The 15797-nt window shown below is 61.5% G+C and carries 16 protein-coding genes; 8 read left to right on the top strand and 8 right to left on the bottom strand.

All coding sequences use genetic code 11. The features are described 5' to 3' along the window. The first annotated feature begins 105 nt into the window (after positions 1–105). Positions 106–2127 (top strand): beta-N-acetylhexosaminidase, encoded by a 2022-nt coding sequence (locus QD408_RS10555; protein WP_414139265.1) that lies wholly within the window; start codon positions 106–108, stop codon positions 2125–2127. Positions 2128–2204: 77 nt separating this feature from the next. Here QD408_RS10555 and QD408_RS10550 read toward each other — a convergent pair whose 3' ends face one another. Continuing rightward, entirely contained in the window at positions 2205–2945 is a 741-nt protein-coding gene (locus tag QD408_RS10550; protein WP_414139377.1) for a helix-turn-helix domain-containing protein, read from the bottom strand. A 277-nt stretch (positions 2946–3222) separates the two neighbouring features. On the opposite strand from QD408_RS10550, the gene QD408_RS10545 reads away from it, so the two are divergent. After that, the gene (locus QD408_RS10545; RefSeq protein WP_414139264.1) at positions 3223–4137 is read left to right on the top strand and encodes a DMT family transporter; all 915 of its coding nucleotides are present in this window, start codon (positions 3223–3225) and stop codon (positions 4135–4137) included. A gap of 5 nt (positions 4138–4142) precedes the next feature. Here the strand turns inward: QD408_RS10545 and QD408_RS10540 are convergent, their stop codons facing one another. The 5 genes from QD408_RS10540 to QD408_RS10520 form a co-directional block, all read right to left on the bottom strand. Further along, on the bottom strand, positions 4143–5345 hold the full coding sequence (locus QD408_RS10540; protein ID WP_414139263.1) for an ROK family transcriptional regulator: 1203 nt from the start codon (positions 5343–5345) through the stop codon (positions 4143–4145). A 90-nt stretch (positions 5346–5435) separates the two neighbouring features. Further along, positions 5436–6635 (bottom strand): MFS transporter, encoded by a 1200-nt coding sequence (locus tag QD408_RS10535; RefSeq protein ID WP_414139262.1) that lies wholly within the window; start codon positions 6633–6635, stop codon positions 5436–5438. Between the two features lie 15 nt (positions 6636–6650). Then, positions 6651–7427: an SDR family oxidoreductase gene (locus tag QD408_RS10530; RefSeq protein WP_414139261.1), complete on the bottom strand. Its 777-nt coding sequence runs from the start codon at positions 7425–7427 to the stop codon at positions 6651–6653. Between the two features lie 25 nt (positions 7428–7452). Next, the gene (locus tag QD408_RS10525; protein WP_088683637.1) at positions 7453–8316 is read right to left on the bottom strand and encodes a MurR/RpiR family transcriptional regulator; all 864 of its coding nucleotides are present in this window, start codon (positions 8314–8316) and stop codon (positions 7453–7455) included. Positions 8317–8338: 22 nt separating this feature from the next. After that, positions 8339–8725: a RidA family protein gene (locus QD408_RS10520; protein ID WP_088683638.1), complete on the bottom strand. Its 387-nt coding sequence runs from the start codon at positions 8723–8725 to the stop codon at positions 8339–8341. A 111-nt stretch (positions 8726–8836) separates the two neighbouring features. Between QD408_RS10520 and QD408_RS10515 the strand changes: the two genes are divergently transcribed. From QD408_RS10515 to QD408_RS10505, 3 genes are read left to right on the top strand one after another with little or no spacing between them, the layout of a single operon-like run. After that, the gene (locus QD408_RS10515) at positions 8837–9319 is read left to right on the top strand and encodes a hypothetical protein (RefSeq protein ID WP_414139260.1); all 483 of its coding nucleotides are present in this window, start codon (positions 8837–8839) and stop codon (positions 9317–9319) included. Between the two features lie 30 nt (positions 9320–9349). Then, complete coding sequence (locus QD408_RS10510) at positions 9350–10825, top strand: M81 family metallopeptidase (protein WP_414139259.1); 1476 nt, start codon at positions 9350–9352, stop codon at positions 10823–10825. Next, a complete protein-coding gene (locus tag QD408_RS10505) occupies positions 10826–11926 on the top strand; it encodes a D-TA family PLP-dependent enzyme (protein WP_414139258.1) in 1101 nt (366 codons plus the stop codon). 519 nt (positions 11927–12445) lie between these two features. Here QD408_RS10505 and QD408_RS10500 read toward each other — a convergent pair. After that, a complete protein-coding gene (locus QD408_RS10500) occupies positions 12446–13255 on the bottom strand; it encodes a hypothetical protein (protein ID WP_414139257.1) in 810 nt (269 codons plus the stop codon). Between the two features lie 15 nt (positions 13256–13270). Further along, positions 13271–13594 carry a hypothetical protein gene (locus QD408_RS10495; protein WP_414139256.1) on the bottom strand — a complete coding sequence of 108 codons (324 nt, stop codon included), beginning with the start codon at positions 13592–13594 and terminating at the stop codon, positions 13271–13273. A gap of 369 nt (positions 13595–13963) precedes the next feature. On the opposite strand from QD408_RS10495, the gene QD408_RS10490 reads away from it, so the two are divergent. The 3 genes from QD408_RS10490 (at position 13964) to QD408_RS10480 (ending at position 15513) form a co-directional block, all read left to right on the top strand. Beyond that, entirely contained in the window at positions 13964–14311 is a 348-nt protein-coding gene (locus QD408_RS10490; protein WP_414139255.1) for an ArsR/SmtB family transcription factor, read from the top strand. Further along, entirely contained in the window at positions 14304–14807 is a 504-nt protein-coding gene (locus QD408_RS10485) for an SRPBCC family protein (RefSeq protein ID WP_414139254.1), read from the top strand. Before QD408_RS10490 ends, QD408_RS10485 begins: the two co-directional genes overlap by 8 nt. Positions 14808–15003: 196 nt before the next feature. After that, positions 15004–15513: a nucleoside kinase gene (locus QD408_RS10480; RefSeq protein WP_414139253.1), complete on the top strand. Its 510-nt coding sequence runs from the start codon at positions 15004–15006 to the stop codon at positions 15511–15513. Positions 15514–15797: the final 284 nt, after the last annotated feature.

Genomic DNA, 15797 nt, shown 5'->3' with positions numbered 1-15797 from the left:
TCAGGCAGGAGCCGCGCAAATTCCGAATTCGGCAATTGACGCCTCGTCAGGAAACTGGCTATCAATATTAAATCAATTTGATTGACTTCAAAGGAATGGCTGACCATGTCCACACCGCGACCGAAAGCCCTGCGGCTCGAAACCCTTTGGAACCCTCCCGCGGACGGCAAGGAGTTTTCCTATGTCCTGCGCCTGAGGAACCTCGGGGCCGAACCGCTTTCGGGTTTCTCGCTCTGTGTGAGCGGCCCGGGTCGCGTCGATCCCGCCGGCCGCGTCGAAGGCGCCACCATCTCGCAGCGGCTTTCCAATTTCACCGAATTCCAGCCGCCCGCCAATTTCGTTCTCGGCCCGGGTGAGACCTGGACGATATCCGTCTATGCGCTCAGCTGGCAGTTCCGCCACTGGACGGACGGCGCGACGAGCGCCTATCTCGCGCTTGCCGACGGGGGCACGATCGTGCTTTCCGTCGAGCCGACACGCTCGTCGGTCAGCAACGCGCCGCTGAAGCGCGGCTCCGAAATCTATCCCGTTCCCGCCAATGCGCCGGTTCAGGTGTCGATCATTCCCTGGCCGAACCACGTCGCGGTCGCCTCACGCCGGCCGCTGCCCGCCGGTTTTGCGCCGAAGGCGCAGAACGGCGAAGGGGAGGCGGCTGCTCGAAGCTTCGCAGCCCTGGTGGACCATCTCTTCGCCGTCGAAGGCATCGTACGAAGCGAAGCGGAAGGCGCGGTTCCTGTTTCCCTGAAGGACGCCTCAGGCTTCGGGCCGGAGGCCTACCGCTTGAGCTTCGACGAGGAGGCGATCACCATCGAGGCGAGCGGCCGGACCGGCTTTCTCTACGGCCTCGTGACACTCGGCCAGATCTGGCGCGGCGCGAGGCTGCATCCCGGCGTCTTCCAATTTCCTGCCTCCGGCGAGATCGTCGACGAGCCGTCGATGGGCTGGCGCGGGCTGCATCTCGATGTCGCCCGCCAGTTCTATGCCGCAGCCGAAGTCAAGAAGCTGATTGCGGTGCTGGCCTGGAACAAGCTCAACCGCTTCCACTGGCACCTTTCCGATGACGAAGCCTGGCGCGTTGAGATCGACGCCTATCCCGCGCTGACCGAAATCGGCGCCTGGCGCGGCCACGGCCTTGCGGTTCCGCCGCTCCTCGGCTCGAGCCCGGCCCGAACAGGCGGCTATTATACCAAGGCCGCCATCCGCGATATCGTCGCCTATGCAAAAGGCCTCGGCGTGGAAATCGTGCCGGAGATCGACATGCCCGGCCATTGCTATGCCATGCAGAAGGCCATCCCGGAATTGCGCGATCCCGATGAAACCGGCAGCTACTATTCGGTCCAGGGCTTTCCCGACAACTGCATCAATCCCGCCCGAGAACAGACCTACGAAATCGTCGAGACGATCCTTTCCGAGCTGATCGAACTCTTTCCGTTCAAGACCATCCATCTCGGCGCCGACGAAGTGCCCCTCGGCGCATGGTCCGGCTCGCCGGAAGCGCTCGACCGCCTGCGTGCCGTTGCCGGAGACGCCGTTGCCGACGCGCACGCCAAACGGCTGAACGTCGTCACCAATACGCATGGCGCCGACGACATTCACGGCTCGGGTGCCGCCATTCTGCAGGCGGAGTTCCTGGAGCGCGTCCAGCGCTTCCTGGCCAGCAAGGGCTGCGTCACCGGCGGCTGGGAGGAAGCGGCTCACGGCGATGTCATCGACAAGTCGAAGAGCTATCTCTGCAGCTGGCGCAATGTCGAAGTCTCGGCGGAACTCGCCGAACGCGGCTACCAGATGGTCGTCTGCCCCGGGCAGGTCTATTACCTCGACATGGCGCTCAGGCCGGATTGGGACGAGCCCGGCGCCAGCTGGGCAGGCACATCGGACGCGGAGAAGCTCTACACTTTCGATCCCATCGGCGGCTGGACGGCGGCGCAGAAAGAGAAACTTCTCGGCATTCAGGCCTGCATCTGGTCCGAGCCGATGACGGACCGCGCCGTTTTCGACCGTCTCGTCTTCCCGCGTCTTTCCGCCCTTGCCGAGACAGGCTGGACGAAGCCGTCATCCAAGTCATGGGAGCGTTTCAGGGCCTTGGCGGGATTGATGCCGCTGCTCTACGGACTGCAGGAGTCGTAGCGCTCGGATTAGGCAACGCAGCAATATTATAATAGAGCGGGCTCAACAGGAGGCCGCGCGATCGATGACCACGCGCGTCACTGTCGCTGCCGGTAGGCAGAGGGCGTGACCCCTGTGCCCAGCTTGAATGCGCGTGTCATGTGGCTCTGGCTGCTGAAGCCGCAGGCCGAAGCGATCTGCGCGATCGGGTCCATGCCGCGCAACATCGATTTGGCGCGCTCGACGCGCCGGTGGGCCACCCAGCCATGCGGGGACACACCATAGCTTGCCCGGAACATCCGCTGAAAATGAAACGCGCTGAGCTGCCCGATCGCCGCCAGATCCTGCAGGCGGATTGTCTCGCCGAGATGGGCCTCGATATACTCCAGACTCCGGCGCCTGATATGAGGAGCGAGCCCGCCGCTGATGGCGCAGGGGCGCATGCCGCCAAAACGCGGATCAACGAAGAAATCGTTGATCGTCTGCGTCATCGCTTCTTCAGCCAGCAGATGATCGCCCGCCGACATCGCTTGCGTCATCTGCCGAAGCCTGCGCGCCAAGGCGGGTGCATCTTCGAAGGTCACTTCGGGAAGAACCATGAGTCGGGAATCGCGGTCAAACGTCTCGGCAAATATCCGGCGCATCTGATCGTCCGGAATATACAGATGGACGAATTCGAAGGGGTCGGTGATTTCCCATTCGGACGAGTGCCCCTGCGGCATGATGCACAGGGCTCCGGGCCGGCCTTGCGCGGCGGGGCTGCCATCCAGACGGCGCGTTCCGGCGCCGCCCGTGAGATAGAGACTGAACGTATGTCCGTCCGGCCGCTCGTAGCTCATCCTGTCGCTGCCATTGCTCCAGAGGGCCGCCGATCGGCCGAACCCCAGATCGATGGACTGTAACGTCCGGGCAGAGGGAGACGCGGACAAAAAGCTGAAAACCGAGAGGCGGCTGTCTTTCACCAATTCTTCCCCACACAAGGCCAAGCCTTGCGAACAATACCGGTGGACGCCCCACGTGGCGAGCGGGAACTCCGGGCAAATCCATTTCATAGCAAGAATGTGCAAGAAACCCGCTCACGGTTCGCCTATCGGTCGATAAAACGAGGATCGCTCCATGGCAAATGCCGCTCTCTTCATCGCGACCGTTCTCATATGGGGGACGACCTGGATCGCCATTGCGATGCAGGTCGGTCCCGTACCGGTCCTGGTTTCGGTCTTTTACAGATTTGCGGTCGCAGCCGCGATCCTCGTCGCCATCCTGGCTGTCATGCGGCGGCTCAACTTCCCTGCCTTGCGCGATCAACCCTTCATCCTCGCGCAAGCGCTTTGCCTGTTCAGCCTCAATTTCATCTGTTTCTACAACGCAGCCGGCTTTATCCCCTCCGGCCTGATCTCCGTCATCTTCTCGCTCGCAACGATCTACAATGCCGTCAATGCCCGCCTCTTCTTCGGCGACCGCATTACCGGTCGCACGCTGCTCGCAGCAGCGCTCGGAGCAACCGGCCTGCTGCTGCTTTTCGGAGAGGAGGTCGTCGTCGATTTCAATATGGGCACGCTGAAAGGGATCGGGCTCGCAGCGCTCGGCACGCTGTTCTTCTCGCTCGGCAATATGGCATCGCGTCGAAACAGCGCGGCCGGAATTTCACCGGTGACCGCCAATGCCTGGGGCATGACCTATGGCTCGGTTTTCCTCCTCTTCCTGATTGCCGCGAAGCAAACGCCGATCGTGGCGCCGCCTGACATCACCTATCTCACGGCACTGCTTTATCTCGCGGCGATCGGATCGGTGATCGGCTTCACGACCTACCTCATGCTGGTCTCCCGCATCGGCTCCTCACGCGCCGCCTATGCCACCGTCCTGTTCCCGATCGTCGCCCTGTCATTGTCGACGGTCTTCGAGGGCTACCATTGGAGCGGTCTCGGCCTGATCGGCCTGGCGCTGACGCTCCTCGGCAACGTGGTCATATTCGCGCGACCTCTGGTCCGCCGCCCACCGCAAACAGATGCGCGGCTGCCGGCAGGCGGGTGAGGGTGTCAGCCGACCGGCTTTTGCAGGACGTCGAAGCGCGGATTGGTTTCGGAAAAGATCGGCAGGGCGGCTGCACCCAGGATCGCAGTATCCTTGCCGGTCATACCGATCATGACGCGGGGTATCGTCCGCTTCCGGTCGGGATCGATCGGCACATGCAGCGGTTCCAGCCGCTCGGCAAGCCGGGCCATCAGCGATGTCGATACGCTGCCGCCGAGCACCACGGTCTGCGGATCGAAGGCAAGCTCCAGAAAATCGAGGGTCTGGCGCAGCGGCTCGACGGCCTGATCCAGCCAGGCATCCAGGCCTTCGCCGCCTTTGGCGATCAGTGCGTCGAGATCGTCGGGCGAGAGCTCCCGCGCATTCGCAATGCCCATGCATTCGTATGCGACGCTTGGCGAGAGATAACGATCCAGGCAGCCGCGCTTGCCGCAGATGCAGAGCTTGCCGTGCGGTTCGACGATGATATGCCCGATCTCGCCGGCATTGTTGCGGCTGCCCTTGTAGAGGTGGCCGTCGAGGAACATTCCGGCGCCGATACCGCCTCCGCCAGCGAGAAACAGATAGACGAAGCTGGCGAAACCACGGGCGACGCCGTGAAGGCGCTCACCGATGGCCGCCGCCGTCGCATCGTTTTCCACGAGCACCGGCACCTTTACCCGCTGCTCGAGCTCGTGCCCCACGGGAAAGCCTTGCCAGCCGGGCAGGCTGTGGGGGCTGAGGGAGGTGGTGCCGCCATCGCCGTAGCGGCCGGGCAGGGCCATGCCAACGCCGAGCAGCCTGTTTCGGTCGAATGGGAAAGCCTCTTGAAGATCCTCGACGATTGCTTGCAACGCCGGCATCGCCCGTTGCGGATCGGGATGGTCGACATGGCGCTCGATGCGCGCGCAGACGGCGCCGGACAGATCCGTCAGAACACCGCTGGCGCGCTGCCGGCCGAGTTCGAGACCGATCGAATAGGCTCCGTGCGGATTGATGCTGTAGGGAATGATCGGCTGGCCTCGCGCCAGCTTCTGCGCCTCGGCGGGAACCAGAAGGTGCGACCTCTCCAGCTCCTCGACGATATTGGACACGGTCTGGGCGGTCAGCGCGGTCATCCGGGCAATCGCGGCGCGCGACAGAGGACCGTTCGTGCGCACGGCCTCGATCACCACACGGCGGTTGTGAGACTTGGCCTGCTCGAGATTCGTGCCGGAGATCGCCTTCATGTCGCCTTCAAAGGAAATGGTGCACCACCCTTGTCACAAGACGGACGCCGATGAAAGCCGCTTATTTCCCGAGCCCGCGCGTCAATCGGCTCAATGGGCACCACGTCTCTGCAGGAAGCCGAGGATCGCAATCCCCGACAGGCCGGTGACGGCGCTGAGGACGGCGGTGCCGGAATAGCCTGTCACAGAAGTGCCGGCGGCAAAGACCAGCGCGCCGATCCCCGCACTCGCAAAGATATTGACGGAGATCAGCGCGCTGCCGAGCCCCGGCCGATCGGCAATGAGATCCTGCAGATAGGTGATCGGAATGCTGATGATCGCCGCCGCACCGATGCCGGCAAGCAAGGTCAGCGCATAGAGGTGCCAGGGCTCGGAGGCGAAGCCGAGAAGGCTGAGGAACACGGCATAGACGATGGTGCCGGCGGCAAGCGCCGTCATCTGGCCGGTCTTGCGGGCAATCCGCGACCAGACGATGATGAAGACGACCTCCAGCAATGCGACGATGCCGACGAGAATGCCGACATCGCTGAGTGCACCATGCGCCGCGCCGGTGGCGATCAGCGGCAGCAGGGCATCGTTGAGATGGAGCGTGCTGGTGATGAGCGCCACCCCGAGGATATGCGCCGAAATTCGCGGCGAAACCACTTGGCGAAGCGCGCCGAGATAGGTGAGATGATGGGTGGCGGCCATCTCCGTTCCCGCCCGCTTCGGCAGGGCGAAGAGGATGATGCCCTGGCATATCAGGCACGAGATGGCGGCGAAAAGATAGGCCGGCAGCATGCTCGATGCGCCGGAGAGCACAAGGCCCGTAACGCCTGGGATCAGCACCCAGGAAAGCGAAATCATCGCGCGCACGCCTGAATTGGCCGTCACCATGTCGCTTCGGCTCATGCCCTGCATCGCCGCGCGCGCATTGGCAAACAGCAGCGAATTCAGCGCCCCGTAGATTGGCAGCGGCAGCAGCCCGCTGACGATGAAGACTGCCGCTGTGGGAAAGGCGTAGACCATGCCGTAGCCGACGATGCCGAAGACGCAGGCGCCGATCATCGCCGAGCGGTATTCGCCGAGCCGATCGGCGAGATTGCCGAGCAGGACGCTGACGACGACGTTCACCGCCGCCGAGGCGAAGCTCAGGACGGAATAGAGACCGTCGCTCAGCCCCAGTTCGCGGATACCCACGATCGACCGATAGGGCGCCGTCATCGCCCCCGCCATTCCGAAGGTGAAGATGGCGATCATGCTGGCGCGGATCGCCGGATTGCGGAAGACGTCGGGAAAAAGGCGGCTCATGCGGTCATGTGAGTTTCAGTAGTGTTCCGATTGGGAGAAGGTCCGCGCGAGCTCGGCCTGGCCGGCCGTGAGGCCGCAATCGACGGGCAGGCAGACGCCCGTGATGGCTGCGGCCAACGGCCCGGCAAGGAAGGCTACGGCGTTGGCGACATCCTTGGGATCGACGACGCGCTGCAGCGGATACCAGCGGCGCGCCTCCTCGAACACGTTCGGATTGGCGCTCGCGCGCGCTTCCCAGGCCTGCGTCTTCACCGTGCCGGGTGCGACGGCGTTGGAGCGGATGCCGAACTTGCCGTATTCCACGGCGACCAGCCGGGTGAAGTGCAGAAGGCCGGCCTTGGCGGCGCTATAGGCGGGATGTCCGAAGACATTCATGCCGTTGACCGAGGCGATGTTGACGACGGACCCTTTCGAGACCTTCAGCATCGGCTCGAAGGCGCGGAAACATAAGAATGCCGCTTCGAGATTGAGCGCATTGTCGGCCCGCCAGATCTCGGGCGTCGTATCGTGCAGGCTGGTCGCGCGGGCAGCACCGGCATTGTTGACGAGAGTTCGGACGACGCCGCTGCCGGCAGCGCGTTCTGCCAATTCGGCAATGCTCGCCTCGCTGGTCACGTCGCATCCGAACGCCACGAAACGATTTTCCGGACCGAGCTTCGAAGCCACGGCGGCGGCGGCAGCCGCATCGATGTCGGCAAGCAGGACGACATCATGGTCATCGGCGAGCCGCGCGGCAATCGCCGCGCCGATGTCTCCCGCGGCACCCGTCACGATGGCGATCGATTGGGTCATTTATTGTCGCTCCCGTTCATGGACATCAATCTCCAAGCAATTGCCGATCATCGCCGTCCCGGTGAAGGACGAGCTGCTGCTTGATGCGCCGCAGCGTCACCGTCGCCTTCGGCTGGACGGCGTATGCGACCAGGCTCGACAGGATATCGACCATGGCGATGTAGGCGATGCGCGTGGAAGTCGGGCGATAGATATTGTTGCCCTCGGGAAGATCGATCGGCACGACGATTTCGGCCGCCTTGGCGACCGGGCTCTCCGTCTGGGTCAGGGCGATCGTCTTCACCTTGGTGTCGCGGGCAAGCTCGAAAGCCCGCACCAGCTCCATATTGCGCCCGGAGAACGAGGAGCCGATCAGCACGTCGCCCGGCTTTGCCGCGGCCGCCATCATCAGCTGCATGCTGTGGTCGGAACTTGCGGTGATGCGCAGCCCGAGGCGGAAGAGGCGGTTCTGCAGCTCGTCGGCGATCATCGACGAATTGCCGCCGGAGCCGAAGGCATAGATCATATCGGCTTTGGCAATATGGGAAACGGCGGCTTCGATCGCGGCAAGATCGAGCGACCGATGCAGGAGGAAGAGCGCGTTCTGGGCTTTGGTGATGATATCCTGGGCGACATCGGCCGGATCGGTGCTCTTCGATTCCGGCTTCAGATAGCGCACGCCGATATGAGCGGTCCGGGCAAGCTGCACCTTGAAATCGGAAAAGCTTTCGCAGCCGAGCCGCCGGCAAAAGCGCGTGACGGTCGGCGGCGAGACCTCGGCCCGCTCCGCAAGCTCGATGATCGAGGCATTCACGGCAAATTCGAAGTCGTTGACGATGATCTCCGCGATGCGGCTTTCAGAGGGGGAGAGCCGGCCTTTGTCTTCCTGCAATGTCGAAAAAATATCCAAAGTCGCTCCCCCGATGGCTCCGTCAATCCTTCTTCTTATAGGCCACGCAGTCGATCTCAACCTTGCAATCGACCATCATCGACGATTGCACACAGGCACGCGCCGGCGGATGCTCGCCGAAATACTCCTGATAGATCTTGTTGAAGGTCCAGAAATCGCGCGGATCGTCCAGCCAGACGCCGACGCGCACGACGTCCTCGACGCCGTATCCGGCCTCTTCCAGGATATCAAGAACATTGGCGATCGTCTTATGGGTCTGGGCGATGATGTTGCCGTCGATGATCTCGCCATCTTCCATTGCAACCTGTCCGGAAACATAAAGCCATCCGTCGGCTTCGACCGCGCGCGCGAAAGGCAGCGCCTTGCCGCCGGCGCCGGTTTGAACAGAGCCATAGCGCTTGATAGGCATTCCCGAGTCCTTGCAAATTATTTTCTTGATAAGTTGACAAATGACCATAGAAAGCGGAATTTGACCAGTGAAAAACGTGTTTTATGAAAAGAATTTCAATCCGGGGCCAGCATGCGCGATCCTTTCAAGAATCCTTTCCCGTCCGACAGCGCCCGCCACGCCATCTGGGAAATGCTCGTTCCCCGCGATATCGATGCCTTTCTGGCCGCCGATTGGTCGATGGTGGAGCAGGACTTCGTGGAAGAGGGCTTCATCGGCATCGACGGCCGGAAGGAAGTCAGCCCCGACAAGTGGCGCCTGGCCTTCCCGACGCTGTCTGCCTATCGTGATGAATGGTTGAGACAAGCGAAGGATTTCGCCGAACAGAGCTTCGCGGAAGATCCGCGCACCGCGATCTTCACCACGACGACGCTTGAGGATATCGAGATCGAAGGCGACATGGCGCTCGTCCGCAAGAAATTCGACGGCGGCATTACCAAATCCGATGGCACCCGGGACGTCCTGCAATGGCAGACGCTCTATTATTGCAGGCTTCACCAGGGACGCTGGAAGATCTCAGGTTTCACCGGCTACCTGCCGAACCCCATGGGTTGACGCGGAGCCGATCAGAAGAAGGCCACTTTCTTGCGCATTTTCACGGCAGCACTGGCGACCGAAACCAACACATTCTCCCCGATCTGCGTGGATCGCCGCGCATTCGAAGCTTCTCTTTATGCCCCGCCCGGCCAGCATCCCGAAACGCCGACGCTCTGCACCGCGCCGATCACCGTCGGCAGGCGCGTCGCCAAAGAAAAGGGTTGGGGACTGATCGAGGGAACGGCCACTTGGGCCGATCCGGCGGGCCTCGTCAACCGCGCGACCTACGAAGAGCTGCGCGACGAAATCCTCGGCCAGCTCAGCGCGGCAATGCCGGTCGATGCCGTCGTCATGGGCCTGCACGGCGCCATGGTGGCCGCCGGATACGAGGATACGGAAGGCGATCTTCTCCAGCGCATGCGCGCGATCGTCGGTCCTGACGTCCTCATCTGCGCCGAGCTCGATCCGCACAGCCACCTCACGGCAAAACGCGTCGCGGCACTCGATTTCGCCGTCTATTTCAAGGAATTCCCGCATACCGACTTCGTCGACCGCGCCGAAGATCTCTGGCGCATCGCGGTCGATATGCTGGAGGGTCAGGTCAAGCCTCGCATCTCGGTGTTCGACTGCCGCATGATCGACGTCTTCCCGACATCGCGCGAGCCGATGCGCTCCTTCGTCGACAAGATCATGCAGATCGAGAAGGATGATCCGGATATTCTGTCGATCTCGGTGATCCACGGTTTCATGGTCGGCGACGTTCCCGAAATGGGAACAAAGCTGCTCGTCGTGACCGACGACAAGCCGGAAAAGGGCACGGCTCTGGCGCGCGAACTCGGCCTCGAACTGTTTTCCAAGCGCGGCACTTTCATGGTCCCGCAGATCGACGAGAAGCAAGCCGTCTCGCGCGCGCTTGCCGCGACCGCATGGCCCGTCGTCATCGCCGATGTCTGGGACAATCCGGGCGGCGGCACCGCAGGCGATGCGACGGTCGTGCTCGGCGAACTGATCGCCCGCGGCGTCAAAAGTGCCGCGATCGGCACCATCTGGGATCCGATGGCTGTGCAGATCTGTTTTGCGGCGGGTGAGGGGGCGGAAATTCCGCTGCGCTTCGGCGCCAAATCCGCACCCGGCACCGGCAACCCCATCGACGGCACAGTGAAGATCGTCAAGCTCGTAAAGAATGCCGAGATGCAGTTCGGCGAGAGCCTGGCGCCCTTCGGCGATGCCGCGCATATCGTGCTCGACGGCATCGACATCATTCTCAATTCCACACGCGCCCAGAGCTTCGATCCGAGCCTCTTTTCGGTGATGGGCATCGATCCCACCAAGCAGAAGATCCTGGTGATCAAATCCACCAATCACTTCTTCGCGTCCTTCTCGAAGATTGCGGCGGAGATCCTTTACTGCTCCGCCGGAACGCCCTATCCCAATAATCCGGCGACGACGCCATACCGGCGGGCGCCGAAGACCATCTGGCCGATCGTGGCCGATCCACATGGGATAGAACGCGGAGCCGCCTAAATGCATGATGCCAGCTTCGCCGTCGTTGCCAAGGCAGGTGACAGGATCGCCGATCTCTCGACGCCGCGCCCTGTCATCGACGAAGACCGGCTGGCTGCGAACATCAACCGCGTTCAGTCCTATATGGACGAGCACGGCCTGAACTTCCGCCCGCATATCAAGACGCACAAGATCCCGGCGCTCGCCGTCGCGCAGGTCGCGGCCGGCGCCAGGGGCATCAATTGCCAGAAGGTCACGGAGGCCGAGGTCTTTGCCGAAGCCGGCTTCGGAGACATCCTCATCACCTTCAACATTCTCGGGCAGCAGAAGCTCGAACGCCTGGCCAGGCTGAACGACAAAATTCCGGCCCTGAAAGTCGTCGCCGACAGCGAAGTGACGGTCGACGGGCTCGCCGCGCATTTTTCCGGCCACAAGCCGCTCACGGTGCTTGTGGAATGCGATACCGGCGCCGGCCGCTGCGGCGTGCAGACACCCGAGGAGGCGGCCTCGCTCGCCAAGCGCATCGCCGCCGCCGACGGCCTCACCTTCGGCGGCATCGTGACCTACCCGAAGCCGCAATCGGCCGCCGCCGTGGAAGCCTTCATCACTGAGACGGTGAGCCGCCTGAAATCGGAAGGCATAACCTGCCCGATCGTCAGCAACGGCGGAACGCCAAGCCTCTTCGAGGCGCATCTCGTCACGTCAGCCACGGAACACCGCGCCGGCACCTATATCTACAACGACCGCCAGATGGTGCGCATGGGCCATTGCACCGAGGACGATTGCGCCATGCATGTACTGGCGACCGTCGTCTCCTGCCCGAACGCCGACCGCGCCGTCATCGATGCCGGCTCGAAGACGCTCACCTCGGACCTTCAGGGCTTCAGCGATTACGGCCTGATCGTCGGTTATCCCCAGGCACGCATCACCAGCCTCTCGGAAGAACATGGCGTGATCGATCTTGCCAATTGCACCGGCCCCCGGCCGCAGATCGGCGAGAAGCTCTTCATCATCCCGAACCATACCTGCGTGGTTTCAAATCTGTTTGATACGATGGTGTTTCACCGGGGTGGGGTGGTGACCCGAGTCGAGAAGGTCGCGGCGCGTGGACTTGTCTGGTAGGGGTCAGTTCGGGTTGGTGGCGAAATTGTCGGTAGACATGCGCCGGCTTTTGTTCCCCGGCGCCGCAATGCAATACAGCTTGGGCGTGCTCACCATCGGGTGCTTGCTGAAGCCGTACGCGTGGAAGTCAGATGACGCGGCATGGTTCAAAAAGCACCCAGATCGGCCGCACCGTCTCCAGCATATATTTGACGGCGAACTGGAAACAATGCCGCCCGGTGTCATGTCATTAGAAATTCCGGACAAACACCGACTCAAAATCGTTGTGCGCCAAGTCAAGGCGGGAAAGCGGATATGCACGATATTCTGCCGAAGCATCGAAACGCCCATCTCCGATGTCGAGGAGATCATTCACGCTATTTTCTACAGTATCTCACAGCCTGCGAAGCGCGGCGTCATCAGTGTGAAGGAAATCGCCAACCTAGCTACCAAGTATAGTGCGCCCAATCCCCCAAGGGTCAACCAGGGATCGCCAAGCGGCCGTGACCGTCTTCGAAAATGCGAACATAAACTACGATTTCAGTCGCGATCAACGAAACCAGCAGGGTAGCCGTGTGCCAAGGTCGAGAAACTGGAATCGCCTTCCGTGTGGAGATTCAGCACCGCGTCGGCTCCGAGAGCGCTTGTGGCGTATAAATCGAAGGCAGGCCAGTCAGGCTTGCATCCGAGTGATGTTACGAACGTGCCGACCACGGCCTTGGCGGCGGCATAGGTGCTTGTGGTGATGGATAGCGGCACAGCCAGCTCGATAACGCGCGGTCGGCCGATACCTTGCACCAGCTTGATATGGGCGAGATCTTTCAGCCAGAAGTAGACACCTTCACCGCCCCAATGCTGCAATAATAGCTCTACGCCGCCGTCGGTGATGGCGTAGGGGTGGGAAACCATCCAGAATTTGCCGGAGCGGGCGTCCTTCTGTTCATGGAAGGGACTTTCCCAATAGAGTGCGTTGGCGATTTCGATCGATAGGACGCCGACGGCCACCTGAGCGTCAAGCCGGCGGCGGATAGCTGCCAAATCCGAAGTATGGATGCCGCTCGATTTTAGGAGAGCGACCTCGCAGTCGGTCAGACGCGTGTAATGCCATGCGCGGATCGTGCGCTGCTCCATCGCAGGCATGATGATCCGTTCGATGATATACATCCGGTCGGCCGCATAGGGATTTTCCTTGAGCGGAACCCACCCCTCTGCGGCTTGCTGCTCCTCGTAGTTCTTCCGGCTGGTCAGTTCGTAATTGCGAAGCACGTCACGGTCCGCGTTCAGGAATGCCAAGAGATCTTTGTCGAAGGTTTCTAGGTTCCAAACGTCGATCGGGGGCGTTGATGTCATGGAGAGCTGCCCGTATTAAGCGGGATCAAAATAAGATGCGTGGGTTTGGTGGCCCTTGCCAGCCATAACAGGTCCGCCCCGGATGACGCCTCGGTTAGCGCTGCACACAAGATAGTAAGCACCGCCGTCAAAGATGGCGACAACCGGCTCGCCGCCCGGTGCATAGTACTCCGGCATGGGTGCACCGACTTCGGCCGAGCGCATGTGCCCATCATGGAACCACGACAGGGCACGGATACGCGGCGAGCTTGAAAGCCCCCCCACGTGCTTGCGTGTCGCTTCATAAACCTGCTCCGCCTGTTCCGAACTGGACGCGGCCGGGATGAAGAATGCAACCATGTAGACCTCCTCTTGTCAGAATTCACCTTACACGGCCGAGGCGCGCCAAATCCAGAGCTTTGGATTCTCCTTCGAATATCCTGTATCGCGGGCACCCGCGCCCTTCAGCATATAAAGCGCAGTACTGTTCACTGGCGGCGTTGTCGGTTTCATAGCCAACCGACAGTTCTAAGAAGGGAAGGATGAACCGCCAGGACCGAGCCAGTCGGCTCAAGCCGCCGTCGGATGGTCACATCGCTTTCGGTCAGCTCCATGCGCCGCTCGAAGGCGATGCCGACGTCGTCGAAGAGATGACAGCCGGCGTCGCTAGGACACCGAACGTTCGAAACGCTTGCGCTTTCTGCTCAACCAGGTTAAACACTGAACTACATGGTTCAGTATTTAGATCCTCCCCTCGATCTCTCGTTCGCGGCGCTGTCCGATGCGACCCGCCGCGGGATCATCGAGCAGCTTGGGCGAGGGGACGCGTCGATCAGCAGTCTGGCGGATAAGTTCCAGATGACGCTGACCGGCATGAAGAAGCACGTCCAGGTTCTTGAGCGGGCGGGGCTCGTCGTCACGCAGAAGGTCGGACGGGTGAGAACCTGCACGCTTGGGAAACGCGGCCTCAAGGCGGAGGCCGAGTGGATCGAGGCGCATCGCAAGCTCTTCGAGGCCCGCGTCGACGCATTGGACGAAATCATCAACGAAATGAAACGGGAGGGAAGCGATGACTGAGCAGGTTGACGGTGCAGGTGGCGCGCAGAACCGTACGTCGGTCGAGCGCAAAGGCGATCGCGAACTCACGGTAATGCGGACATTCGATGCGCCGCCGAGCATGGTTTACAGGGCGTGGAGCCAGCCCGAGTTGTTCCAGCGCTGGTGGGTGCCAAAATCAGCACCCGGCATTTCGCTCGTATCGTGCGATATGGACGTCCGTACCGGCGGCAAATACCGGCTGGAATTCGGCGCCGGCGGTTCGGACACCATGGCCTTCTACGGCAGGTATATCGAGGTGGTGCCGAACGAGCGCATCGTCTGGACCAACGACGAGGGCGAAGAGGGCGCGGTCACGACCGTGACCTTCGAAGACCAAGGCGAGAGGACGCTTCTGATTTTTCGCGAGGTCTATCCGTCCAAGGAGGCGCTTGAGGAAGCACTGCAGGGCTCGGCAGTCGCATTGCCGGAGCAGTTGGAACAGCTCGACGAATTGCTTCCCAGCATAGGCGAGTAGCGCGGTCGAGAAACTCGGCGGGGTGCGTCTGCTCTTGGGACTTGAGCCCACCGCTTTTCCGGCCGGAGGAAGGCGCGCACCCGCCAGATATTCGCCGCCACTGCGATTGGGCTGCGGACGATCACTGCATTCGTTGTGGGAGCGTCCGCACGTAGAGACCCTTCTCACCGGCTGGAAGGTCGTGATAAAAGCCCGCATGGGCATCAGGAACTATTTGATCGAAGGCAGTTCTGGCACCGGAAAAACGTCAGTCGCTTCCGAACTGGAGCGGCGGGGCTACCATGTTGTCCATGGTGACCGCGTCCTGGCATATGTGGGCGACCCCGAGACAGGCCACGCACTCGCGGGACCACCCGAAGGCGCTGATCGCATTGCCTGGGGATACGCGCATTGGATTTGGCCTATCGAAAAGGTCCAGGCCATTGCTGCCGACACCACCCGCCCTGTTACTTTCTTCTGTGGCGGCTCGCGCAATTTCCACAAATTCCTGCACCTGTTCGATAAGGTTTTCGTGCTCGACATCGACGTTGAGACTTTGAACCGACGATTGGACGGGCGGCCCGATGAGCCGGGCTTCGAGCCGGCCGAGCGGGCTCTGGTACTGCGTTACCATAATAGCCGGGAGTATCTTCCCGCCGGTATCAATATCGACACGGCGGGCAGCATTACAGGTGTCGTCGACGATATCCTCGCTCAACTCACCTGAAATTCTAAAGCGCATCGCGATCTTTCAGATCCGCTCCTCACGCTTTAAGTCTTTGGTTTGCGCATGTCTTTGCCGCAAAACATGGGGTAATCGCGGCGCGATCACCCCATGTCATATTTATCAGATGATGGCTGGCTGGGGTGGTTGCCCCCGGTAAGATGGCAATACGGGCTCACGATTGAACCGGGCCCAAACATCGAATGGAGGCAACCATGGACCAATATATCGGGCTTGATGTTTCATTGAAAGAGACTGCGATCTCGATCCGGCAGGGAGGTAAGCGG

This window comes from Rhizobium sp. BR 249 (genome assembly GCF_047445895.1).
In the GTDB taxonomy this organism is placed as follows: Bacteria; Pseudomonadota; Alphaproteobacteria; order Rhizobiales; family Rhizobiaceae; genus Rhizobium.
Note: the sequence above shows the minus strand (reverse complement) of the source record. Positions and strands in the feature narration are given on the sequence as shown.

Coding starts and splice junctions, on each gene's coding strand:
- QD408_RS10555 (WP_414139265.1), top strand. CDS start 106: ATGTCCACACCGCGACCGAAAGCCCTGCGGCTCGAAACCCTTTGGAAC.
- QD408_RS10550 (WP_414139377.1), bottom strand. CDS start 2,945: ATGAGCTACGAGCGGCCGGACGGACATACGTTCAGTCTCTATCTCACG.
- QD408_RS10545 (WP_414139264.1), top strand. CDS start 3,223: ATGGCAAATGCCGCTCTCTTCATCGCGACCGTTCTCATATGGGGGACG.
- QD408_RS10540 (WP_414139263.1), bottom strand. CDS start 5,345: ATGAAGGCGATCTCCGGCACGAATCTCGAGCAGGCCAAGTCTCACAAC.
- QD408_RS10535 (WP_414139262.1), bottom strand. CDS start 6,635: ATGAGCCGCCTTTTTCCCGACGTCTTCCGCAATCCGGCGATCCGCGCC.
- QD408_RS10530 (WP_414139261.1), bottom strand. CDS start 7,427: ATGACCCAATCGATCGCCATCGTGACGGGTGCCGCGGGAGACATCGGC.
- QD408_RS10520 (WP_088683638.1), bottom strand. CDS start 8,725: ATGCCTATCAAGCGCTATGGCTCTGTTCAAACCGGCGCCGGCGGCAAG.
- QD408_RS10515 (WP_414139260.1), top strand. CDS start 8,837: ATGCGCGATCCTTTCAAGAATCCTTTCCCGTCCGACAGCGCCCGCCAC.
- QD408_RS10505 (WP_414139258.1), top strand. CDS start 10,826: ATGCATGATGCCAGCTTCGCCGTCGTTGCCAAGGCAGGTGACAGGATC.
- QD408_RS10500 (WP_414139257.1), bottom strand. CDS start 13,255: ATGACATCAACGCCCCCGATCGACGTTTGGAACCTAGAAACCTTCGAC.
- QD408_RS10495 (WP_414139256.1), bottom strand. CDS start 13,594: ATGGTTGCATTCTTCATCCCGGCCGCGTCCAGTTCGGAACAGGCGGAG.
- QD408_RS10490 (WP_414139255.1), top strand. CDS start 13,964: ATGGTTCAGTATTTAGATCCTCCCCTCGATCTCTCGTTCGCGGCGCTG.
- QD408_RS10485 (WP_414139254.1), top strand. CDS start 14,304: ATGACTGAGCAGGTTGACGGTGCAGGTGGCGCGCAGAACCGTACGTCG.
- QD408_RS10480 (WP_414139253.1), top strand. CDS start 15,004: ATGGGCATCAGGAACTATTTGATCGAAGGCAGTTCTGGCACCGGAAAA.